This window comes from Paenibacillus sp. 10L310, from assembly GCF_056395745.1.
Window position 1 is genome coordinate 145258 of sequence record NZ_JBFTKC010000001.1, and the last position, 21804, is coordinate 167061.

19 protein-coding genes and 1 riboswitch are annotated in these 21804 nt (G+C 49.8%); of the genes, 15 read left to right on the forward strand and 4 right to left on the reverse strand.

Features of this window, described 5'->3' with window-relative positions; genetic code table 11:
• Window positions 1-97 precede the first annotated feature (97 nt).
• From cobD to AC1DE7_RS00770, 11 genes are all read left to right on the forward strand, one after another.
• Window positions 98-1249 carry a threonine-phosphate decarboxylase CobD gene (gene cobD / locus AC1DE7_RS00720; RefSeq protein ID WP_477533538.1) on the forward strand — a complete coding sequence of 384 codons (1152 nt, stop codon included), beginning with the start codon at window positions 98-100 and terminating at the stop codon, window positions 1247-1249.
• On the forward strand, window positions 1246-2076 hold the full coding sequence (locus AC1DE7_RS00725) for an adenosylcobinamide amidohydrolase (RefSeq protein ID WP_477533539.1): 831 nt from the start codon (window positions 1246-1248) through the stop codon (window positions 2074-2076). The genes cobD and AC1DE7_RS00725 overlap by 4 nt, the downstream gene beginning before the upstream one ends.
• Window positions 2077-2120: 44 nt before the next feature.
• Window positions 2121-3101: an adenosylcobinamide-phosphate synthase CbiB gene (cbiB, locus tag AC1DE7_RS00730; protein ID WP_315370970.1), complete on the forward strand. Its 981-nt coding sequence runs from the start codon at window positions 2121-2123 to the stop codon at window positions 3099-3101.
• The gene (locus AC1DE7_RS00735) at window positions 3092-3778 is read left to right on the forward strand and encodes a histidine phosphatase family protein (RefSeq protein WP_477533540.1); all 687 of its coding nucleotides are present in this window, start codon (window positions 3092-3094) and stop codon (window positions 3776-3778) included. The genes cbiB and AC1DE7_RS00735 overlap by 10 nt, the downstream gene beginning before the upstream one ends.
• A 179-nt stretch (window positions 3779-3957) precedes the next feature.
• Window positions 3958-4075: riboswitch (cobalamin riboswitch) on the forward strand.
• 411 nt (window positions 4076-4486) lie between these two features.
• Window positions 4487-5485, forward strand: coding sequence for an ABC transporter substrate-binding protein (locus tag AC1DE7_RS00740; protein ID WP_477533541.1), 999 nt, complete (start codon window positions 4487-4489; stop codon window positions 5483-5485).
• Entirely contained in the window at window positions 5482-6528 is a 1047-nt protein-coding gene (locus AC1DE7_RS00745) for a FecCD family ABC transporter permease (protein ID WP_036610733.1), read from the forward strand. Before AC1DE7_RS00740 ends, AC1DE7_RS00745 begins: the two co-directional genes overlap by 4 nt.
• Window positions 6525-7337 carry an ABC transporter ATP-binding protein gene (locus tag AC1DE7_RS00750; RefSeq protein ID WP_477533542.1) on the forward strand — a complete coding sequence of 271 codons (813 nt, stop codon included), beginning with the start codon at window positions 6525-6527 and terminating at the stop codon, window positions 7335-7337. The genes AC1DE7_RS00745 and AC1DE7_RS00750 overlap by 4 nt, the downstream gene beginning before the upstream one ends.
• 45 nt (window positions 7338-7382) lie before the next feature.
• The gene (gene cobT / locus AC1DE7_RS00755; protein ID WP_477533543.1) at window positions 7383-8504 is read left to right on the forward strand and encodes a nicotinate-nucleotide--dimethylbenzimidazole phosphoribosyltransferase; all 1122 of its coding nucleotides are present in this window, start codon (window positions 7383-7385) and stop codon (window positions 8502-8504) included.
• Entirely contained in the window at window positions 8501-9061 is a 561-nt protein-coding gene (gene cobU, locus AC1DE7_RS00760; RefSeq protein ID WP_036610730.1) for a bifunctional adenosylcobinamide kinase/adenosylcobinamide-phosphate guanylyltransferase, read from the forward strand. The genes cobT and cobU overlap by 4 nt, the downstream gene beginning before the upstream one ends.
• Complete coding sequence (cobS, locus tag AC1DE7_RS00765; protein ID WP_047842053.1) at window positions 9058-9948, forward strand: adenosylcobinamide-GDP ribazoletransferase; 891 nt, start codon at window positions 9058-9060, stop codon at window positions 9946-9948. Before cobU ends, cobS begins: the two co-directional genes overlap by 4 nt.
• 126 nt (window positions 9949-10074) lie before the next feature.
• Window positions 10075-11619, forward strand: a complete 1545-nt coding sequence (locus tag AC1DE7_RS00770; protein WP_353882303.1) for a cobyric acid synthase — start codon at window positions 10075-10077, stop codon at window positions 11617-11619.
• 128 nt (window positions 11620-11747) lie between these two features.
• Here the strand turns inward: AC1DE7_RS00770 and AC1DE7_RS00775 are convergent, their stop codons facing one another.
• Window positions 11748-13448 (reverse strand): methyl-accepting chemotaxis protein, encoded by a 1701-nt coding sequence (locus tag AC1DE7_RS00775; protein ID WP_315371785.1) that lies wholly within the window; start codon window positions 13446-13448, stop codon window positions 11748-11750.
• Window positions 13449-13800: 352 nt separating this feature from the next.
• Here AC1DE7_RS00775 and AC1DE7_RS00780 point away from each other — a divergent pair, with 352 nt between their 5' ends.
• The 3 genes from AC1DE7_RS00780 to AC1DE7_RS00790 all read left to right on the forward strand — a co-directional run bounded on the left by AC1DE7_RS00780 (window position 13801) and on the right by AC1DE7_RS00790 (window position 16814).
• Window positions 13801-15198 (forward strand): L-cystine transporter, encoded by a 1398-nt coding sequence (locus AC1DE7_RS00780; protein WP_477533544.1) that lies wholly within the window; start codon window positions 13801-13803, stop codon window positions 15196-15198.
• Between the two features lie 374 nt (window positions 15199-15572).
• Window positions 15573-16256, forward strand: coding sequence for a queuosine precursor transporter (locus AC1DE7_RS00785; RefSeq protein ID WP_100527911.1), 684 nt, complete (start codon window positions 15573-15575; stop codon window positions 16254-16256).
• A gap of 204 nt (window positions 16257-16460) precedes the next feature.
• Window positions 16461-16814 carry a hypothetical protein gene (locus AC1DE7_RS00790; RefSeq protein WP_127544142.1) on the forward strand — a complete coding sequence of 118 codons (354 nt, stop codon included), beginning with the start codon at window positions 16461-16463 and terminating at the stop codon, window positions 16812-16814.
• Between the two features lie 291 nt (window positions 16815-17105).
• Here the strand turns inward: AC1DE7_RS00790 and AC1DE7_RS00795 are convergent, their stop codons facing one another.
• A complete protein-coding gene (locus tag AC1DE7_RS00795) occupies window positions 17106-18194 on the reverse strand; it encodes a M24 family metallopeptidase (RefSeq protein ID WP_036669140.1) in 1089 nt (362 codons plus the stop codon).
• A gap of 262 nt (window positions 18195-18456) precedes the next feature.
• Between AC1DE7_RS00795 and AC1DE7_RS00800 the strand changes: the two genes are divergently transcribed.
• A complete protein-coding gene (locus AC1DE7_RS00800) occupies window positions 18457-19668 on the forward strand; it encodes a PQQ-dependent sugar dehydrogenase (protein WP_477533545.1) in 1212 nt (403 codons plus the stop codon).
• Between the two features lie 775 nt (window positions 19669-20443).
• On the opposite strand, the gene AC1DE7_RS00805 is transcribed toward AC1DE7_RS00800, so the two are convergent.
• Both AC1DE7_RS00805 and AC1DE7_RS00810 read right to left on the reverse strand, forming a co-directional pair.
• The gene (locus AC1DE7_RS00805; protein WP_051447176.1) at window positions 20444-21175 is read right to left on the reverse strand and encodes an MBL fold metallo-hydrolase; all 732 of its coding nucleotides are present in this window, start codon (window positions 21173-21175) and stop codon (window positions 20444-20446) included.
• A 56-nt stretch (window positions 21176-21231) separates the two neighbouring features.
• Window positions 21232-21774 carry a hypothetical protein gene (locus AC1DE7_RS00810; protein WP_477533546.1) on the reverse strand — a complete coding sequence of 181 codons (543 nt, stop codon included), beginning with the start codon at window positions 21772-21774 and terminating at the stop codon, window positions 21232-21234.
• Window positions 21775-21804 lie beyond the last annotated feature (30 nt).

Here is a 21804-nt window from a genome sequence, read left to right on the forward strand (position 1 = left end):
TAAACGAATTATGGTTGGGACACAAAGAAAACAGGATTGACCCACACCTCCCGTGCCATCCATAATAAAAAGGACATACAGAAAGGATGACGGAAGAATGACCGGTTATATCGAAGTGTTCGGACATGGCGGGGACGTGGAGACGGCTGCGTCACGATTTGGGAGGGAAGCCGCTGATTTTCTGGATTTCAGTGCCAACATTAATCCGCTGGGTCCGCCCAGAGGAGTGCTGGAGGCTATACAGCAAGGAATGCAGTCGGTGATTCGCTATCCCGATCCGGGGCATCGGGGATTCAAAGCACTGCTGAGCGAGCGCCTTGGTGTGATGCAGGAGCAGATCTCTGTGGGCAACGGTGCAGCCGAAAGTATGGCGCTCATTCTGCTCGGACTTGCCCCGCGCAAGGTTGGTACGGTGGAACCGGGATTCTCGGAGTACCGTGCGTTGGCACGACAATTCGGTGCCGAGGTTGTGCATACGGAGGGAAGAGAAGAACTGGCGTGGCGAGCGGAACCCGAGGACATCGAGGAGCTCATGGAAAAGGTAGACCTGCTCTTCCTCGGCCAGCCCAACAATCCAAACGGTGTACAATATCCACTTGAGGTATTACAAAGGCTTGCACGCAAAGCGGAAGAAACGGGAACCGTACTTGTCATTGACGAGGCCTTTATGGATTTTATTCCGGTAGACCGGCGTCAGTCCCTGGCAGCACAACTGAATGACTATCCGAATGTGATCATCATTCGCTCGATGACGAAGTTTTATGCCATTCCGGGTTTGCGTCTCGGATATGCTTTGGGCCGTGCCGAATACATTCAGGCGATGACGAAGAAACAGGTGACCTGGAGTGTCAACGGTCTGGCGCTCATGGCAGGTGAAGCCTGTCTGCGCAGCGGAGAACGGTACGAACAGGAGACCATATCACAGATCACGCGGGAACGGGGTCATCTCATCGAAGAGCTGAAGGCGTACGGATGTGCGGTGACACCGGGAGAGGCGAATTTTATTTTGGCACGTATGCCGGCCCCATGGACAGCAACATCAATGCAGGAGGCGCTGGGCCGAAGAGGCATTCTGATTCGCAGCTGTGCCATGTATCCGGGGCTTGACAAAGGGCATGTACGTTTCGCGGTCAAGGATGCAGATGCCAATGCTACATTACTGGAAGTGCTGGGCAGCGTGCTGGAAACCAAGGGATATCCGAATGTCGATCAGACGAAAGATGAGGAACAGGGAGGGAAGCGGCAATGACACTCCCGTTTTATAACTACTTTACGAATGGAGAAACAGAAGAGAATGAATATGCTTCCTCTTCCTGGCCGGGACTGAACATATCCGCACATGAACGACATATCAAAGCTCAGAGCCCAAGGTCTGCCCAAGCGCTGTCGAGTGCGGTATATGGCGGCGGGATGCTTGAACTGGATCGCATATTTAACATCTATGTGGACAGACATTACCGCTGTGATGATCCGCCGCGTGATATCGAACAAGCGCTGAATGAATGGCATGAGCCACGCGATCAATGTGCCGGATTATTGACGGCCGTAAGGCTGGAGCATACCTCCATTCAGGAATATACAAGTGATGAATTTGGCCTTCTGTGCTGCACCACTGCGGGTGTATCAAATGCCGCACGAGCGGGGTCGGAGAGAACGGTATTTGATGCGGCGGGAAATAAGACGATGTCTTCCGGCAGGAAGCGCTCTGCTCCTTCAGCACGGAATCTGACGATGCCATCCTATGTCCCGGGTACAATTAACATCATGCTCTGGTTGAATGGACGCATGACCACCGGGGCGATGGTGAATGCAGTACAGACGGCGGTGGAAGCCAAAGCGGCCGCGCTGGCGGATGCGGGTGTTCTGGATTCGGAGAACGGGTTGCCCGCTACCGGCACCACAACCGACGCCATTGTGATTGCGGTAGGTCAGGCAGTGGAGGAACCTCAGCCGATGATCACTTATGCCGGGACAGCGACTACGGCAGGGGCGGCGATTGGCAGATTGGTATACGACACGGTGACAGAGAGCCTTCGGGCCGGACTGTTATGGAAAGAGAGGGTCAGGAACAAATGACTTTTGAGCTGGAGCATCTATGGACCTGGCCGTTCTGGACAGGCATGGCGGGAGCCTGGATTATTATACTAGCGTACCTGTTGGACCGATGTATCGGAGATCCGCGCTGGATTCCCCACCCCGTGATTGGCATGGGAAAAGGCATCTCGGCGTTGGAGCGTGTTATTCGCTCGCGTGTGATCACAGATTCGGGACTGAAGAGAGCCGGGCTGTTGTTCCCGATGGTGATTGCGGGGGGTTCTTTTGCCATCACATGGGGACTCGTATATCTGCTTGGGCTAATCGACCCTGTCATTGCAACAGTAGCTGAAGTGGTGCTCATAGCAACGACCATTGCTTCAAAAGGACTGAAGGATGCAGGCATGGAAGTATATCGTCATCTGAAGCAGCAGGATTGGCCGGCGGCCAGACGTTCACTGGGCATGATTGTTGGACGTGATACGGCGCATCTGGATGAACCCGAGGTTGTGCGGGGAACGGTAGAGACAGTTGCCGAAAATATCGTGGATGCCATTGTATCGCCTTTATTCTATGCGCTCATTGGAGGAGCTCCACTAGCCATGGCTTATCGCGCCGTCAACACGTTGGATTCCATGGTCGGATATAAAAATGACAAGTATCTGCATCTTGGCTGGGCCTCGGCCCGTCTGGATGATGTGGCGAACTGGATACCTGCCCGGCTGACCGCGATTCTGTTAATCGTGGGTGCCTGGGTCATGAAGCTGGACGCCAAAGGAGCAGCACGCATGGTTGCACGGGATGCAAGATTACATCCAAGTCCGAATAGCGGTTTTCCCGAATCAGCGGTGGCTGGAGCACTGGGCATCCGGCTTGGCGGACATAACGTGTATCACGGAGTTGCTTCATTTCGTGCCTACATGGGTGAATCCACACGGCCGATGGAGGCCGAGGATATTGTGCAAACATCACGTCTGATGTTCTGGTGTGCAGGGGCTTTTGTGGTACTATGCGTGTTCATAACGCTGGGTGTGTGGCTGGCAGGAGGGACGTTGTTATGGCCGTAAATGAAGAGAATGCAGGCAATGAAGTACATAGGGATCAACCCGGGCCGCTGAAACGAAGCATTCTGTGGGTCCGTCATGGGACAACGTTGTGGAATGTGGAAAAAAGATACCTGGGGCATACCGACATCGGTCTGCTGCCAAATGCCAAAGAAGAACTGGCTCCGTTTCATGAACAATTGAGCGGTGTTTCGTGGCACGAGGTGTATTGCAGTGATCTACTTCGCTGCCGGCAGACGTTGGAACAGATTCTTCCCGATGCCATCGGACAGGTGAAGTTCGACTCGCGTCTGCGCGAGAATGATTTTGGACAGTGGGAAGGGCTGACGTATGAGCAACTCAAGGATAACCCTGAATACCGAAACTGGATTGATGCGCCGCAGGAGGTCACTCCGCCCGGAGGGGAGTCGTGGCAGGAGTTTACCGGACGGTTAGATTCCTTTCTTCGAGAGATGTTGTTGGAGGGGCGTTCTTCGATGCACGTTGATGAGGGCCAAGTGCCAACCATAGTTGTGGTTACGCATGGTGGTGTCATCCGGTATGCCTTGTCCCGTCTGATTGCCGGGCTTGGGTTCTGGGATACACATGTTGTCCCGGGACAGGCGATTCAGGTTCAGCTTGAACAACAGGGGAATCAATGGTTTGGCAGCAGAGTGACTTTTCCGCCGATCGGGTTGTAAGGATGTACAATATACCCTATAATCACAACAGAAGTGTGACTTCAGCATGGATACAGATACGCTGCAGGTGTGAAGCCTGAACGAGTATGTAGCATGCAGAAATTACACGACAATGGTTTACCATATCAGCGACCAAGGGTCCCGCGTGTGAAGGCTGTTTTCATGGCAAATTTAGTACGAGTCATGAAACACACAAGGGTGAAATGGGGAAGCCGGTGCAAATCCGGCACGGTCCCGCCACTGTAAAACAGGATGATTCCTGTAAGTCAGGTTACCTGCCCTGGACGTACAAACCGGTGTTCCTTCGAGGAAAGGACAGCGTTTCGGGCTATTCTATGCGCATGGACAACCCTTGGTTGAACATGTACAGATCGCCATATGCGAGACGTCATCCCTGATCCTTGTCCAAGGATTGGGGATTTTTTTATTGTTCATGTAAGATGAACCGAGACCAATTTTACACGAGGTCACTCCGATTGCAGTACCATCTTCCGATCGCTGTTATCCCCAGATTTTTTGATTCCCTTTTTGAAATGGAAAATCCGGTGATAAAGGCGAACACTTCGTTTCTTCAGATTGGTTCTGCACTCTCCGTTAGCGTGTAAATGTTGCAGTTCAAACCTTACACAGGAACACCAAGACATGGGGAATAAGAGTTCGAGCACGATGCAAGAAAATAGTACAAATAGAGAAGGGGAGAATAACAGAATGAATTTCAAGAATTGGAAAAACGTAGCGTCCCTGCTAAGTGCAGCGGCACTCGCACTGGCTTTGGCCGGATGTGGCAATGCAACAACAAACGAGGGCACAGGTACTTCACAGCAACCGGCACAGGAGCAGTCCCAAGGCCAGACGCAGACGGACCTCAAAACACAATATCCACTTACCGTTACGGATGCAACGGGTGAATCGTTCACCTTTGAAAAGGCACCGGCCAAAATCGTATCCGTGTCTCCGGCTGAGACGGAATCCCTGTTTGCCCTCGGACTGGACAATGAGATTATTGGTGTATCCGATTATGACGATTACCCGGAAGCAGCAAAAACCAAAGCGAAAATGGGTGGCATTAACAAGCCAAATGAAGAAACGGTTATTGCAGCAGATGCGGACATCGTGTTCACAGGGATTTCAATGAGCGAGGATGCGGTGAAAAAGCTGCGTGATTTGGGTATTACCATATTCAAAACGGATCCCAAATCCATCGACGATGTCATGAGTAATATCGAAACGTTCGGTAAAATTACCGATCATCAGGAGCAGGCACAGAAGTTAATCACCCAGATGAAACAGGACGTGACGGATGTAACCGAAGCGGTGAAGGCAGTTAAACCGGAAGAGAAGAAAAAAGTATATGTTGAATTCTCCCCAGGCTGGACTGTGGGTAAAGGCGAATTTATGGATGAACTCATCACTGTAGCCGGTGGTAGCAATATTGCTTCGGACAAAGAGGGCTGGTACGAAATTAATGAAGAGAACGTGATTGCCACCAACCCGGATGTGATCCTGTATGCCAACGATGTCATTGACGAAAACTCTAAAACACTGGATCAGATCATCAAGGCGCGCAGCGGCTGGGATCAAATTACGGCTGTGAAAAATGACGCGGTTATTGGCCTGGATGCCAACCTGCTGAGCCGTCCGGGTCCACGTGTAACTCAAGGGTTGAAAGAAGTAGCCAAAGCGATCTACCCTGACTTGTTCCAATGAGTAAAAAGCTGATCCTGTTCGGAACGACGGGCATGGTGCTGCTGGTGCTCACCGTGCTCATCTGCACGGGCATTGGTTCAGTAGCGTTGCCGATCCGGGATATTGCAGGCATCCTGATTCACAAAATTCCATGGGTAGGCGATTGGATTACACCGGATTGGAATAAGGCAGCCGAACAGATTATCTGGAAAGTCAGATTCCCACGTGTACTGCTTGCCGTGCTCGTGGGCGCATCGTTGGCGATTGCCGGTACGGGATTCCAGGGGGTTCTTCGGAACCCGCTGGCAGACCCGTTCACCCTGGGCGTATCATCCGGTGCTTCGGTGGGTGCAGCCTTTCTGATTTTCTTCGGATTGCAGTATGCACTGATCGGAATCTGGACGTTGCCACTGGTGGCGTTTTTGACGGGTGTAATCACGTTATGGTTTGTTATGGCACTGGCTCGTGAAGGGCGTAAAATACCTACACATAGCCTCATTCTGGCTGGTGTGGTCATGCAAAGTTTCCTGGGCGCAGTTGTTTCCTTCCTGTCGACCATGTCGAAACAGACGATTAATGAAATTATATACTGGACGATGGGAAGTCTGGCTCTGCGTGGGTGGTCGTATACGGCCATCCTTTTCCCGTATTTTCTGTTAGGGCTGGTCTTTCTCTGGAGCCGCGCACGCTCGTTGAATGTGCTTGCACTGGGAGAACGTCAAGCCGCACATATCGGGATCGGAGTGGACAGACTCAAGCTGTCCGTGCTGGCAGTTGGCACACTGCTGACCGCTGGGGCTGTCTCGGTATCGGGTGTCATCGGATTCGTTGGATTGGTGATCCCGCATATGTTGCGGCTGCTGGTGGGACCGGATTACCGACTGCTGGTACCTTTGTCTGCCATTGGTGGAGCGATCTTCATGGTGTGGGCCGATACCATCGCAAGGTCGTTGCTGGCACCAACTGAAATTCCGCTCGGTGTTGTCACCGCCTTTGTTGGTGCGCCGTTCTTTGCTTACCTGCTGAACCGGAACAAAAAGTTGCAGAAGGGGATGATGCCATGAATTCCAGTACCAGTTCCAACTCGACTTCACTTATCTCCATTAAGGGAGCAGGGAAGTCATATGGCAATCATCAGGCACTGCACAATGTAGACTGGCATGTTGGCGAAGGTGACTGGTGGGGAGTTGTCGGACCAAACGGTAGTGGCAAGTCCACCCTGATCCAGCTTATTGCCGGAACGGAACAGTTAAGCAAAGGTCAGATCCGTATCGATGGTCGAGACATCGGCTCTTACAGCCGTAAGGACCTGTCGCGCATGATCGCCGTATTGCAACAGGATGGCTTGCCAGCCATCTCCTATCCTGTACGAGACGTGGTGGAGATGGGGCGATATCCATACCAGAACTGGCTGGGGCGGGAAGTGGGCGATGGGGCACTTGTAGTGGACAGGGTGCTTGAAGACCTTGGATTGACAGAGCTGGCGGACAGACCGCTGGATGCACTCAGCGGCGGGCAACGGCAGCGGGTCGCACTAGCCAAAGTTATGGCTCAGGAGCCGAGGTTACTGCTACTGGACGAGCCGACCACGTTTTTGGATATTAAATATCAATTGCAGTTCATGGAATTGTTATCGGCATGGCGACAGAGAAATAACATTACGATTGTGGCTGTGCTGCATGATCTGAATCTGGCCGCGTTATTTTGCGATCACATTCTGGCGCTACGTGAGGGCATGGCGGTTGGAAAGGGTACGCCTCATACGTTGATCAACGATGAGAATATCCAGGATATATTTCGCGTCAAACCCGCGATTGTCTCTCATCCCGACCATGCCATACCTCAACTGCTGTTGCGGCGGGACATCGATTAAATGAAACGGGGCAACCCATATTTTGATGAAGGAAGTGCTGGTTGTATGAATAATGAACAGGTGTTGGAGCATTTAATAAGTAAGATTACTGCTCCTGATCAGGAAGTGGCGGCAGAAACCTCTGCGCACGTGGATTCGTTGACGAAGCCGCCGGGGAGTCTGGGCAAATTGGAAGAGCTGGTGATCCGCCTAGCAGGCATGACTGGCAATGCACGTCCGCGTTTTGATCACAGGGCGGTCATTGTCATGGCCGCGGATCACGGTGTAGTGGAAGAGGGCATCAGTGCTTTTCCTGCCGAAGTGACCCCGCAGATGGTCCTGAATTTCCTCGCTGGAGGTGCGGCAGTGAATGTGCTTGCCCGTCACGCCGGAGCTGGTGTGATCTGTGTGGATATTGGTGTGAATGCCGATCTTGAACATCCGGACCTGCTTTCCCGCAAAATTCGCAAAGGCACGGCCAACATGGCCCGAGGGGCAGCGATGACCCGGGATGAGGCAGTTCGGGCTATCCTTGCAGGAGCCGAAGTTGTATCGGCAGAGGTGGCGAAGGGAACACAGCTGTTTGTCACCGGGGAGATGGGAATTGGCAACACTACTGCAAGTGCTGCGGTAATGAGCGCGTTAACCGGAGTTGCACCAGCTGCCGCCGTGGGGCGAGGAACCGGCATTGACGATGCAGGCTTGCAGCGCAAGGCTGCTGTAGTCAGCCGGGCGCTTAGCGTAAACGCACCAAACCCGGAAGATGCACTGGATGTTCTGTGCAAGGTGGGTGGACTGGAGATTGCCGGACTCACAGGGGTTATCCTCGCAGCAGCTGCTCATCATTGTCCGGTCGTTGTAGACGGGTTCATCTCTACCGCCGCAGCGCTGGTGGCGAGACAACTTGCACCTCTGAGTACAGCTTATATGATCGCTTCTCATACCTCACACGAAAATGGACATGAAGCGCTGCTGCGTGAACTGGACCTGAAAGCGATGCTGGATCTGGACATGCGTCTGGGTGAAGGCACGGGCGGCGTGCTTAGTCTTCATCTGATTGACGCAGCCTGTCTCATTCTGAATGAGATGGCAACCTTTGCAAGCGCGGGTGTCTCGGATGGAACAAGCCCTGCTCCAGATTCCGCTACGTCGGTTGATTCATCCCTGCAAGGAGAGAGTTCACGATGAGTGTACTGGTGACAGGCGGCGCACGCAGTGGCAAAAGTTCCTTTGCCGAGCGTCTCTGCATGCAACGTTCCTCGGAGGCCTGGTATGTGGCGACAGCTCAGGCGTACGATGATGAAATGCGTGAGCGCATCGCCATGCATCAGCATCAGCGCGAGGCATCGGGGTATCTGTGGCATACAACAGAAGAGCCGATACATCTACCTGCTTTGATAAGCCGCATGGGTGAAGGGCATACAGGGACTTCTGCACCCACCATTCTGGTGGATTGCCTGACGCTATGGCTGACAAATGTTTTGTTAGCGCATGAGCATGACGAGAAGCAGGTGTTACAGGGACATTTGGACGCGTTGGTTGAAGCGATTCGAACCTATCCCGGTTTGCTTGTTCTGGTTACAAATGAAGTGGGAGATGGGATCGTACCGGAATATGCCCTTGGCAGGAAATATCGGGATTTGGCCGGTGTACTGAATCAGCGTATTGCGGCGATATGCGGTGAAGTGTTTCTGGTGACCGTAGGCATTGCGATTGAACTAAAAAGCAAGGAGTACCGCTTATGAAGGATGGCACGCCTGCTCCTCAGCGTAAACATGCGGCGGCAGCCGCTTTTCAATTTTTGTCCCGTTTCCCTGTCAAAATGCAAATCGATTTTGTCCCGCCGTTGCTGCGGGAAAGTGTTATCTTTTATCCGCTGGTCGGTGCTGCAATCGGTCTGTGTGTCTGGCTCGCGGGAGCCTTAAGCGGTGCAGTGCTTCCGGCCTTTCCGGCTGCCGTCCTGACCTTGACGTTATGGGTATGGCTTACCGGAGGGCTCCATCTTGACGGATGGATGGATACGGCGGATGGCTTGCTCAGTTATCGTACCCGTGAACGGATGCTGGAGATTATGAAGGACAGCCGTGTCGGGGCAATGGGCGTGATCGCCTGCGTGTTGCTTCTGATGATGAAGGCTGCGCTGATCGCTGATTTTATTGCCCGGGGCCACTGGGTGTACGGTGCGTTGCTGATCCTGCCCATGATCTGGAGCCGCTGGTTCATGGTGTATGCGATGTCGGCCTGGCCGAATGCGCGCGAAGATGATGGACTTGCTGTATTGTTTAAAGGTCTCGGGGAGCGGAAGGAGGTCCAGCGTGCACGAAGTTCAGCTGTGGGCCTGACCTTGGTCGCAGGGGCACTTACGTTTGCCTCGGTGTGGCTTTTCAAGCCGGATATGGGGATTGCGGATGCGATGGTGAGTGGACTGGGAACACTGCCATGGTGGCTATACCCGGTGACGGCAGTTATTATACTGCCTGTGGCGTGTTATTATATCGGCCGATTCGTGGCTGCCCGGATCAGTGAACGGCTCGGCGGTTTAACCGGGGATACGTATGGTGCCATGAATGAGCTGCTGGAGGCGGCTTTGTTGACCGTGCTGAGCGTGCTTCAAGGACTGTTCTGGCTGTAACTTTTGAAGTAAGAAGCAGTATGGAAAGTGTTACGCATGAGGTTGGGAGAAAGGTGATCTGGATATAACACGGAGACAGGGGGAGAGAGCGTGGAAGATAGGCCATCACAACCAGCGGCGGTACTGATGCTGCAAGGAACGGCTTCCGATGTAGGCAAAAGTGTCATCACAACGGCATTGTGCCGGATTTTTAAGCAGGATGGCTTCAAGCCTGCTCCGTTCAAGTCACAGAATATGGCACTGAATTCCTATGTGACGGAAGATGGCAAGGAGATTGGTCGGGCCCAGGGGGCACAGGCCGAAGCCTGTGGTATTGAGGCGACAACCGATATGAATCCAATCCTGATCAAGCCGGTGAGGGACATGCATTCGCAGATCGTGGTACATGGTGTACCATTTGCCCAGATGAGTGCATCGGACTACCGTCAGCATTTCCTGCCTGAAGCAAAGCAGACGGTTATGGATGCGTTGAACCGGCTACGGGATACCTATGATATTGTGCTGATGGAAGGAGCGGGCAGTCCGGCCGAGATCAATCTGAAGGACCGGGATATCGTCAACATGAATCTGGCAGGCTGGGCCGATGCGCCGGTGATTCTGATCTCCGATATTGATCGGGGCGGAGTGTTTGCTTCCATTGTAGGTACGCTGGAGCTGCTGGAACCCCATGAGGTGGCGCGAGTTAAAGGGTTCATTATTAACAAGTTCCGCGGTGATCTGTCCCTGTTGCAACCAGGACTCGACTGGCTCGAAGAACGGACAGGCATTCCAGTATTAGGTGTTTTACCTTACATAAGAGATATTCAGATTGAAGCAGAGGATTCAGTGGTGCTGGACTCCATGCGTCATGGGAAATCCGGCAAAACAGAGCTGGATCTGGCGGTAATCCGATATCCGCGAATTTCCAACTTTACAGACTTTGATGCACTTTCCCGTGAACCGGATGTGAATGTGCGTTACGTGACCTCGCCAGAGGAATTGGGCAGTCCGGATGCCATTCTTCTACCGGGTACGAAGGATACCATAGGTGACCTGGAATTTCTGCGTGAGTCTGGACTGGAACAGGCGATTGCGAGCCAGACCGAGCGTGAGCATGTTCAGCTCGTAGGAATATGTGGCGGATACCAGATGCTGGGACGTCATCTGAAGGACCCGTTTGCTGTGGAGGCGAATCAGATCCAGGAAGCAAAAGGACTTGGCTGGCTCCCGCTATCGACAACGTTTCTTCAGGAAAAGCAGACCGTCAGAGCTTCCGGACGGGTGCAGCCTGATCACCCGATTCGTCTGTATGGTGAGCAAGATGTAGCAGATGCTTCATTACCCATTAACGGATATGAGATTCATATGGGCGTTACGGAGTGTCACGAGCCTGAACGTGTAACGGCGTTGTTTGAAATCTCGCATCCAGGTGGTCAACCTTTCCAAGAAGGCTGGGGTTCAGTAGATGGCAGGGTGTGGGGAACCTACCTGCATGGTTTGTTTGAAAGTGATCAATTCCGACGTTCGTGGCTGAATGCCTTGCGTGCAGGAAAAGGACTGGCTCCACTTCAGGAGACGTATAGTGCACATGAGCGTAAGGAGATGGAGTTTGATCGGGTAGCCGAATCGTTGCGTTTGGCATTGGATATGAAGCGTGTGTACGAGATTATGGGTGTTCAGGCACCCGAGTGAAACAACAATACCCCCATGTCCGACAAACCGTTCTCTAGAAACGGCATATTAGCGGCATGGGGGTGTATTGTATATCCTATGATTAAATGAGGTTTAAAACAGGTGATGATAGGTTAATGGTTAACCTGTTAGTTTATTTTGAAATTTTTCATAGCGGATTGCAGCTCTACAGCTTGTTCATGCAGATGACGAACTGTATTCGAATGTGAATCCATCTCGCTGAGCTGAAGATCTGCTGTTGAAGCAATCTGTAGCATACTTTCACGGGATTTGGTCGTAATCTGTGCCGTTTCTTCAACGGATGCACTCACTTCTTCAGCACCAGCGGATACTTGTTGTGTAGAAGCAGAGACGGTCTGAATGGTCAGATTCACGTTCTGAATCAATTCATTCAGTTGCTGGAAGGCTGAGCCTGCTTGTTGAACAACAGTTGTGCCTGAACCAATCTCCTGGGTTACACGGTTCATTGCATCAACCGAGCGCTCAGCATCTTCACGAATGGTACCCAGATAATCCGAAATTTCTTCGGTGGCTGTCTTGGATTGCTCGGCAAGTTTGCGAACTTCTCCAGCAACAACAGCGAATCCGCGGCCATGCTCTCCGGCACGTGCTGCTTCAATGGAGGCATTGAGTGACAGCATGTTAATCTGTTTGGTGATTTCAAAAATGGAAGCTACAATGGCGCCGATGGCTACCGAACGTTCATTCATAGTTTCAACATATCGCAACGATTCGCTTGCTGTCTGGCCTACACGCTCCATCTGCTCAATGGCATTCTGAGCCAGTCGGTTACCGTTAACTGCCTCGTTGGCTGCTTCACCAATCTGGTCAGACACTTCAGCAGAAGAAGAAGCAATATGCATGATACCTTGCGTAATTTCTTCCATAGCTCTGGCGTTCTCGGATGCGCTTGACGCAATGCTGATGCTGCCTTTTTCTGCATCTTCTGCAGAGCGGCTGGAGTTTCGAACCATACCGGACATCGATTCAACTCGCTGAAGCAGGTCATTGGAGCCTGATACAACTTCATTGGACGTGGACAAGGCACGGCTAATCATTTCTTTCAGGTTATGCGTCATCGTCTGGAAGCTTGCGGCAAGCTGGGCAATTTCATCTTTACCTTTGATCTCTAGTTCAGCGGTCAGATCACCCTGGGATATTTGTTTGCTATGTTGGACGAGCTTGATGATTGGTTTGGTAACTCTTTTGATCATACTAGTGGAGATAAGCCAGCCGAGCACAAACACTAATGCTGTAATCCCAAGGCACAACCAGAAAATCTGGGTAATCTTGTCTTGAATGAACTGGGCATCCATGCTCACAGCCATAATCATGTTACTTCCTGCAATGGGGATAAAGGCTGCTTTATGTACACCAAAGGAATCGGAGTAGACCTCACTGATTACCATTTCTTTGTTCTCAATAGCTGCATTCATTGCGGGTTCTACACTAATCTCATCCTGGGCTTTCATGTTTGAAGAAGGGTTGGCCACAACGACTTTGGCTGAGCCATCTTGAATAGCAACAACGTAAGCCGCATCCAAATTATGTTCTTTTGCTTTATCTGCCAGGTACGATTCCACGGTCATGGCAGCACCTTCAGAACCGGCTCCGCCACTCTGTACCTGTAGGATTTTGGATGCTGAAGTATTCTTGTATATATCCTGAATGGACGTGTTTAGGACTTTGTCAAACTGCGGTAGCACGTAGCTTTGAATAATATTCATCGATACGGCATAAAAACTAATACTGAACAACAGGGAAGCAACCAGCAGAACGAGGAACAAGGTGCCTCTGATTTTACCGGCAACGGTGCGATTACGAAACATATGATCATCCTTTCACGTCAAGTTCATTAACATTGTCGCTTTTCCGTAATCCTAAGACCTATCTACCAATGAAGAAAGACCTAAATTGAACATTGAGAAAACTTGGGAATAAGCGGATATACCTATATTACAAAATTAACCGGAGGTTGAATAGAACAATTTTCACGATTTGGTGTATTTTTTTCAGAAATAGATGAATCTGTTACATGCATATTACATAATATCAATTAATACCTACCAGAATAGTTTGTTATATGTTATATTGTAAAATGTCTTTGTCGGAAGTACAAAAGATAGAAGAGAAAACCGGATATTCTCCGGTTACACACATGCCTGAGGAGGATTTAAAGAAATGGATACTTTTCTAGTCATATTGAATGTAGTGGTTATACTTGCCTTACTTGGTATCCTCTACTGGATGCAGAAAAAGCATATCTCCTTTACGAAACGCGTATTTGCGGGTCTGGGACTGGGGGTTGTTTACGGGGTTATTCTTCAATTGGTGTACACATCAGGTTCTGATGTAGTTACGAAATCAGTCGATTGGTTCAATCTGGTCGGTTCAGGATATGTTCGTTTGTTGCAAATGGTCGTGATCCCATTGATCATGGTGTCGATCATCTCAGCCATTATGAATCTGAAGGGCAAGCAAAATCTCGGCAAGATGAGTGTTTCCATTATTGCCATTCTGTTGATCACCACAGCGATTGCCGCAGGGGTCAGCATTGTGACCAGTCTGGGCTTCAACCTGACTTCCATTGAGATTCAAGGAGGAGACCGGGAGAATGCGCAGATTCAGAAGGTGGAGGAACGGCTTGTTGATGTGAAGGATCAGACCATCCCGCAGCAAGTGCTGGAATTCATTCCTTCGAATCCATTTGCAGATATGACAGGAGAACGTCGTACATCCACACTGGCGGTGGTTATCTTCTCCGCGTTTATCGGTGTAGCCGTACTTGGACTGGATCGCAAAAAACCTCAGCAGGCGGAGACGTTCCGCGGTATGGTTAATGCGGTATATGCGGTGGTTATGCGAATTGTTACGCTGGTGCTGAGGCTTACGCCTTACGGGATTCTAGCACTGATTACAAAGGTAACGGCGACAACCAATGCGGAAGAGATATTAAAGCTCATCAAATTCGTCATTGCGTCCTACGTGGCCCTCATCGTGATGTTTATTATTCACCTGATCATTATCTCGCTGTCCGGGTTCAACCCGATTACGTATTTGAAGAAGGTGCTGCCAACACTGGTATTTGCCTTTACATCCCGTTCAAGTGCAGCGGCAATCCCGCTGAATGTGGAGACACAGACGAAGAAACTCGGCGTATCGGACGGCATTGCGAACCTGTCTGCAAGCTTTGGTGCTACGATTGGGCAAAACGGCTGCGCCGGGATCTATCCGGCCATGCTGGCGGTGATGATTGCTCCGACGGTCGGCATCGACCCGTTGAGCTGGGACTTCATTGTGACTTTGATCCTCGTAGTCATGATCAGTTCGTTTGGTGTAGCTGGCGTTGGCGGCGGGGCAACCTTCGCTTCCCTGATCGTATTGTCCACCATGAATCTGCCTGTGGCTCTGGTTGGACTGCTCATTTCCGTGGAGCCGCTGATCGACATGGGTCGTACAGCGCTTAACGTGAACGGGTCGATGACATCAGGACTCGTGACGAGCAGAATTTTGAAGGAAAACGATCGGGACACGTTTAACGATCGGAGTCGTGAGCTGGATTCTGCGGCTCAGGCTTAATACAGAATGGATTAGATAGAAGCTCACATTAAGATAGCTAGAGCCGTCTACAAATCAAGTGAGAAAAGCCGTCCTTCGGAGGAATCCGGAGGGCGGTTTTTTTGCGGCAATAAAACTATGTTGTGCACAGTGGTGATGCAGTCTTCTTTTTCGATATACGGTGCAAGGGGAATAGAGGTAGGAAAAACTAGTATGGTAGAGAGGGAAGTGGGAGGAATATAGAAGGGGTCGTAGTCACTCAGGCACGCTTGGAGTTATTTAGTTCTGTTCATGGGACGAGAAATGTGATAGAGTATTCATGTTTTGGCCCTGAGCCAAACCGCGGTTCGTAACCATCCCGCGTAATCAAAACTAGGAAGGCAGTGTATGTATTTATGTTTAACTTAGGGTGGGGAGCAGTTTTTGTTCTCGTAACTTATGGATTTTTCCTGCTGTGTTACCGCTTGTTCGGTAAAAAAGGTCTCTATGCCTGGATTGGTGTGGCTACGGTTATAGCCAACATTCAGGTGACCAAAACGATAGATATCATGGGAATTGTACTGACGTTAGGCAACACGATGTATGTCAGCATGTACCTGACCAGTGACCTTCTTAATGAGAAATATGGACCAGGTGAGGCACGCAAGGCCGTATGGTTTGGATTCTTCACGCTCATCATGACAACGGTTCTGATGCAGATGGTGTTGTACTTTGACCCGGCACCGACGGACTTTGCACAGGATTCGATGAAAACATTGTTTGGTCTGCTGCCACGTTTGGCACTCGGAAGTCTGACGGCATACTTCATAAGCCAGTTCCTGGATGTTCGATTGTACTCCTGGCTGCGCAAGGTGGCTCCAGGGCGCAATCAGTTGTGGATTCGCACCAACGGTAGTTCGATCATCAGTTCATTTGTGGATACACTGGTGTTCTGCACGATCGCGTTTGCGTTTATCTACCCTTGGGATGTTTGGCTGGAAATCTTCCTGACGACGTATATTATCAAATTTGTATTAACTGCGGTTGGAACGCCGTTTCTGTATGCTGCACGTAGCTTTAAGTTTAAGGATGAGGCTTAGACAATATTCAAAGAGTATCACTTAAAAAACCCCTCTGCGTAGTCAATTGTAATTCAGACTCTGCAAGGGTTTTTTTTCATAGAAAAGACCCGAAACAAGAAAAATCCTTTTTACATTTTTATGAAAAAGTTATAATATAAACGACCTGTCGTTATGAGCGTGTATCAATTAGGAACGATCATTTCATACAAAGGGGAATCGCACATGTACTCTACACTGCGTTATAAACTGGAAAGCAATGGCACAACCTACGAGAATGATAGCATTAATGCCTCGTTATTGGTGGAGTTGATCTCCAATCTGGAATTGCAGGAATTCGTAGTACTTGTACCTTCCGAGCTGGTGGAGGGAAGTATGTATATGCAGGCTGCTGCGCTTGAGGAACCGGGGCAAATGGTGGCGGAGATTCGTTTGCAGGAAGGCGAGGGCGGTTTCCGACATTACAGCTGCAGAACAACAGATACGACTGGGATTATTCAATGGTTTCTGGATTACTGGGGGAAGCAACAGCTGCCACAGCTGGAGTCTTGGCAGGATATCACGCATGAGTTTGACTAATGGTAAATGAGTGAGCAGGAATAAAATTACGTAGAATGCAGACGGAGTAATTTAGGATATGCTTTGTATTAATTAAAATCCCGCAACCCATGATATTCATGGAATTGCGGGATTTTTGCGTTCGCGTGTGTACTTGCTACTTTTTCTGTATACAGGCCTGAGGCGTACGCGAAAGGAGTATATTATTTTGAAGATACAGTTCAGCACAGTTTTATGCAGTTTAGTTCATGATGCACAATATCGGCTGAGCATTGATGTATCTGGGCTATTTTTGACATAGATCCAATTGAATTAGTCGCTAAGGATTTGCAGTTCTTTTGGATATGTCGTCAGAACTTCGATACCCGTCTCGGTCACAATTACATCATCTTCGATACGGACGCCGCCTGCTGCGGTATAGATGCCCGGTTCAATCGTGAATACGGTACCTTCATTCAGGATGTCCATATTCTCTCCATGGAGAGAAGGATACTCATGCACGTCAATACCCAATCCATGGCCTACTCTATGCATAAAACGCTCGCCGTATCCCGCTTCTTCCGTGACCTGGCGTGCTGCACGATCCACTTCGGCGCAGGTAATGCCTGGTTTCACGATTTGGATAGCAGCTTCGTTCGCTGCGAGCACAGTGTTATAGATGGTTTTGAGTTCAGGGGAGATATCACCAAAAGCGAATGTACGTGTGATATCCGAGGCATACCCTCCAGCATACACACCCATGTCAAACATCAACAGGTCACCATGTTGCAGTTTCCGTTCACCCGGTGTACCGTGTGGCAGACCTGTTTTGGGTCCCGTGAGCACCATGGTATCAAAGGAAGGACCATCGGCACCCAGCTTTTTCATCTGATACTCCATCTCAGCGACAAGTTCGATCTCGGTTACACCTGTGCGAACATGAGAGAGGCCTTGACGCAATGTTTCTTCAATCAGATAAATGGCGTGGCGAATGCGGGCTACCTCATCCGGTGTTTTTTTCACACGTAATGTGCGAAGCAGGGGGCCAACATCTTCAAAGCTGGCAGCACCTAGCGCGGCGGTCAGCTGCTCATAACGTGCGACCGTCACGTATTCTTTCTCGAGACCAACCCGGCCCAAGCGCCCCTGATAACGATCAAACAAAGCGTATGGATTATCCGTATCCGTGTGAGTGGCAATGTTGGATACCGAAGAAGCGGCTGCGGCAGCTTCAGCATCGAGCGCAGGTACAATCAACAGGGGCTCTTCGCCGCGTGCGAGAACCAGACCTAGGAAGCGTTCATGCGGATTGCTCGCAAATCCAGTTAAATAGTAGATATGTTTTGGATCTGTGATCAGCATGGCGTCCAATCCTTGCCCGGACAGATTGGCTTCAAGACGAGATAAAGGGTTTTGATTCATAAGTGTAGTTGTCCACCTTTCCATTCATACTATCCTTCTATTATAAAAGATTATGATGGAATTCCAAACCGCAGTGATTTCATGTCCTCGAAATCCCTTGAATTCTCGGTTTAAGTGGTTGGTATGAAGGGTAATACAGGGCGAAACCGCTTTACAGATGAATAATAACACCACAACTATAGCGAACAATAAGTTAACAATACGTTGAAGCTTGGCTTATTTATTTTATACAGAAGAACGAAATACGAAGGGAGATGTAATCATGAATAATCGAGTAACCGTTCCGCTGTATGCTTCATTATTAAGTGTGGCACTGTTAACCGCGTCATGTTCTTCAGGCGAACCTTCTACGGGAGGAACAGAGCAGACGTCTCAGGGACAGGGAACAGGTCAGGGACAGACGGCCAACGGAGGCAATGGCAGTGCGAGTGGAAACGAGAGTGGAGCGCAGGGAGAGACGGTTATTCCGTATGAGGCTTCTGTTCTGGTTGAAGGATTGAATGCACCATGGGAGATTGTGAGTGTGCCTGATGGTCGGATGTTTGTAACGGAACGCCCTGGTGCAATTCGGATCATTGAGGATGGAAAACTGGCCACTGAACCACTGATTGAATTCTCAGCCCCGTTTAATGAAGAAGGTGAAGGAGGTCTGTTGGGTCTTGCAGCTGATCCGGACTTCGAGGATAACGGTTACTTGTATGCATACCACTCCTACCTGGAAGGCGACGACATTGCGAATCGAGTGTTACGCCTCAAGGTGAATGATGGCAAAGCCGTCATAGATCAAGAGTTGCTTGGTAACATTCCAGGCGGAACCAATCATAATGGTGGGCGGATCAAAATTGGCCCGGACAAGTTGCTCTATATCACGACAGGTGAGCGTTATGAACCGGAATTGTCACAGAACGAAGATAGCCTTGGAGGTAAAATATTGCGGATAGGTCTCGACGGATCGATCCCAGCAGACAACCCATGGCCGAATTCACCTGTATACAGTATGGGACACCGCAACGCACAGGGACTGGCATGGAACCCGGACAACGGTTACCTCTATTCTACTGAGCATGGTCAGCGGAATCATGATGAGATCAACCGGATTGTGGCCGGAGAGAATTATGGCTGGCCCGAGGTGGAGGGAGACGACGATGACAATGGCGCATATCAGGCTCCGCTTGCACATAGTGGGAATGATACATGGGCGCCGTCTGGTGTAGCTTTTGTTGAGGAAGGACCTTGGGCTGGATCACTGATTGCTGCAAATCTGCGTGGAGAGCAGTTGCTGAAGGTTACTCTTTCGGAAGATGGCACACAGGTGGAGAAGGTGGAACCCATCTTCGAAGATGAATGGGGTCGAATTCGTAATGTGAGTGCTGGCGAGGATGGCAAGTTATATGTGCTTACAAACAACCGGGATGGACGGGGATCGCCACGTGATGGAGATGACAAGCTGATAGTGCTTACTCCGGAGAGTTGAGTCGGGGTCAGGGGAGAGAAAATCAGTGTTGCAGGACAGCGTCGCACCGAATCGGTCTCGCCGTAAGGTAGCGAATGGAGTGAGTTTAAAACGAACGGTTGCCGCTTATCTTGAGCTAAAGCCCTGAAGTGCCCTGAATCTGAATCGCTCTAAATAAAATTTTTCTAACGAACCTGACGCACCTTAAATAGAGGTTTGGTGACGATCGTAGGATTTAAAGAACCTCAGCCACGCTATATCGCCAAAACTCACCAGAAACCTGCCGAAAAACCAATGAAATGAGTAACTAGGGTGTCTGGAGTTCGTTAGAAAATCTTGATACTCAAAATACTGCGTATAGGGTGTCTGAGATTCGTTACAAAACAACTATAGCGTTTAGACTGTGCCCAATTCATTAGAGGCGGACCTCAGTCAATAAGTAGACACTTACGTTACGGATTTTCCGGTGAATTGATTTGCCAAACGGGCAGGGGAAAGATACTGTGCACATGTCGTAGTTCAATATAAGATACTGCGTGCATACTGTATGAATAGCGTGCGCAATAGGTGCTACCATACGATCAACACCAGTGCAGTAGAGTAGTAGAAATGCGTGGTTAATTAATTAAAGGAGCTGTCCCCGTCAAATTCATGACTTATGGGACAGCTCCTTGATTGTAATGTATGTGTCATCCTAATCTTGAATGAGCTACAACGCACAATGCCGCACGAAGAGAAACAACGTTAACAGGATGCTTGTGTCATTCCAAAAATACTCACAAGTCCGCGTTCTTCACTATTCTGCGCTCTCCGCAAGTGTGGCAATACGCTGAGCCGGATCATTCATGTACTCTCCACCGTGATAACAGAGAACCTTATTGAGCTTAAGGTCAGTCAGTTTCTTCAGGCTTCGTAGCGCTTCAGGCATGTCCGGTGTCGCTTGTGGTGCAGGGCCAACCAGTTCATCATCGACCACACGAAGTTCATCGGCAGCGAGCAGGAACTGTTGCTCCCCGAAATACAGGCAGATATGACCTGGTGTATGTCCCGGTGTATGAATGACCTGTGTACCACCTTGAAGGGGTAACAAGTCTCCGTCCGCCAGCGTTCTGCTAATGTTCACTTCAGGCAACTGCAAGAGCAGTTGATCTGCCAGTGCCAAAACGGGCGCGGGTAGCAGAGCACGACGTTCAGGCGTGAACTTGATCAATGGTTTCTCACCTGTTAGATATGGAATCTCATCGGCATGTGCCCAGATTTCCAGATCAGGGATGGCATCCAGCAGAGCTCCCAAGTTACCGATATGATCGATGTCCTGATGAGTAATAATCACACGTTTGACGTCCGAGAGCTGTACGCCCTCTTGTTCCAATGCGGATTGAAGTTCTGCAAATTGTCCGATCATGCCTGTATCCACCAAGGTAACGCCATCTACATCACGAAGCATGACGGGGAATATGGGGCTGTTCCCGGAAGGTGTGGGAATCTGAAGATTTAGCACAGTAATCGAAGTTGTTGGATGGCTCATGGTTATTCGGACCGTAGTCCGGTACACCTCCTTATATTTTTTAGCGATGATTGTTGTTATTCAGGGCGATTATATTTCAAGTGTTTTCTATATTTTTTTACCGTATGGAGTAGTGCTTCGAACGTTTCTTCTTCATTACTGCCGTCCTTAACGATGGTGACAAATGAGAAATTATCATGAACAAGTTTGTTCCTCGTCTGAAACACCAGGCTAAGGGCTTCAGCGAAGTTTTCTTTTTCGGGTTCCAGAGCAATGAACTCTTTACTCAGTTCGGCCTGAATAATCTCCATGTTGGAGCGTGCACGGTAGGCAGGAGTTTTCATCAGCTGAGTCGAATTAAACTTTTTCTGATATACGTCTCTGTACAGTTGATGTAACATTTGTTCAATAATGGCGCATAGTTCGATGACCAGTGAAGCATATCTTCGGTTTTTACGTTTTCGGGTGAGCTCACGTGTTTCTTCTTTGTCCAAAATACCGTATTTTTCATACAGCGTAGAATCAACGTTCTGCAAGATTTCCTGATATTCCTGTTCGAGTAGTGCGATTTCAAGTTTGGCTTGTTTTTTAACTTTTTTAAAATCCTTTTTGGTCAGCATACTTGTCCTCCCATGGAAACCGAGATGTGA

Bases quoted from the DNA above. Each gene is read 5' to 3' on its own strand.
- cobD (WP_477533538.1), top strand. From the start codon at position 98: ATGACCGGTTATATCGAAGTGTTCGGACATGGCGGGGACGTGGAGACG.
- AC1DE7_RS00725 (WP_477533539.1), top strand. From the start codon at position 1,246: ATGACACTCCCGTTTTATAACTACTTTACGAATGGAGAAACAGAAGAG.
- cbiB (WP_315370970.1), top strand. From the start codon at position 2,121: ATGGCGGGAGCCTGGATTATTATACTAGCGTACCTGTTGGACCGATGT.
- AC1DE7_RS00735 (WP_477533540.1), top strand. From the start codon at position 3,092: ATGGCCGTAAATGAAGAGAATGCAGGCAATGAAGTACATAGGGATCAA.
- AC1DE7_RS00740 (WP_477533541.1), top strand. From the start codon at position 4,487: ATGAATTTCAAGAATTGGAAAAACGTAGCGTCCCTGCTAAGTGCAGCG.
- AC1DE7_RS00745 (WP_036610733.1), top strand. From the start codon at position 5,482: ATGAGTAAAAAGCTGATCCTGTTCGGAACGACGGGCATGGTGCTGCTG.
- AC1DE7_RS00750 (WP_477533542.1), top strand. From the start codon at position 6,525: ATGAATTCCAGTACCAGTTCCAACTCGACTTCACTTATCTCCATTAAG.
- cobT (WP_477533543.1), top strand. From the start codon at position 7,383: ATGAATAATGAACAGGTGTTGGAGCATTTAATAAGTAAGATTACTGCT.
- cobU (WP_036610730.1), top strand. From the start codon at position 8,501: ATGAGTGTACTGGTGACAGGCGGCGCACGCAGTGGCAAAAGTTCCTTT.
- cobS (WP_047842053.1), top strand. From the start codon at position 9,058: ATGAAGGATGGCACGCCTGCTCCTCAGCGTAAACATGCGGCGGCAGCC.
- AC1DE7_RS00770 (WP_353882303.1), top strand. From the start codon at position 10,075: ATGCTGCAAGGAACGGCTTCCGATGTAGGCAAAAGTGTCATCACAACG.
- AC1DE7_RS00775 (WP_315371785.1), bottom strand. From the start codon at position 13,448: ATGTTTCGTAATCGCACCGTTGCCGGTAAAATCAGAGGCACCTTGTTC.
- AC1DE7_RS00780 (WP_477533544.1), top strand. From the start codon at position 13,801: ATGGATACTTTTCTAGTCATATTGAATGTAGTGGTTATACTTGCCTTA.
- AC1DE7_RS00785 (WP_100527911.1), top strand. From the start codon at position 15,573: ATGTTTAACTTAGGGTGGGGAGCAGTTTTTGTTCTCGTAACTTATGGA.
- AC1DE7_RS00790 (WP_127544142.1), top strand. From the start codon at position 16,461: ATGTACTCTACACTGCGTTATAAACTGGAAAGCAATGGCACAACCTAC.
- AC1DE7_RS00795 (WP_036669140.1), bottom strand. From the start codon at position 18,194: ATGAATCAAAACCCTTTATCTCGTCTTGAAGCCAATCTGTCCGGGCAA.
- AC1DE7_RS00800 (WP_477533545.1), top strand. From the start codon at position 18,457: ATGAATAATCGAGTAACCGTTCCGCTGTATGCTTCATTATTAAGTGTG.
- AC1DE7_RS00805 (WP_051447176.1), bottom strand. From the start codon at position 21,175: ATGAGCCATCCAACAACTTCGATTACTGTGCTAAATCTTCAGATTCCC.
- AC1DE7_RS00810 (WP_477533546.1), bottom strand. From the start codon at position 21,774: ATGCTGACCAAAAAGGATTTTAAAAAAGTTAAAAAACAAGCCAAACTT.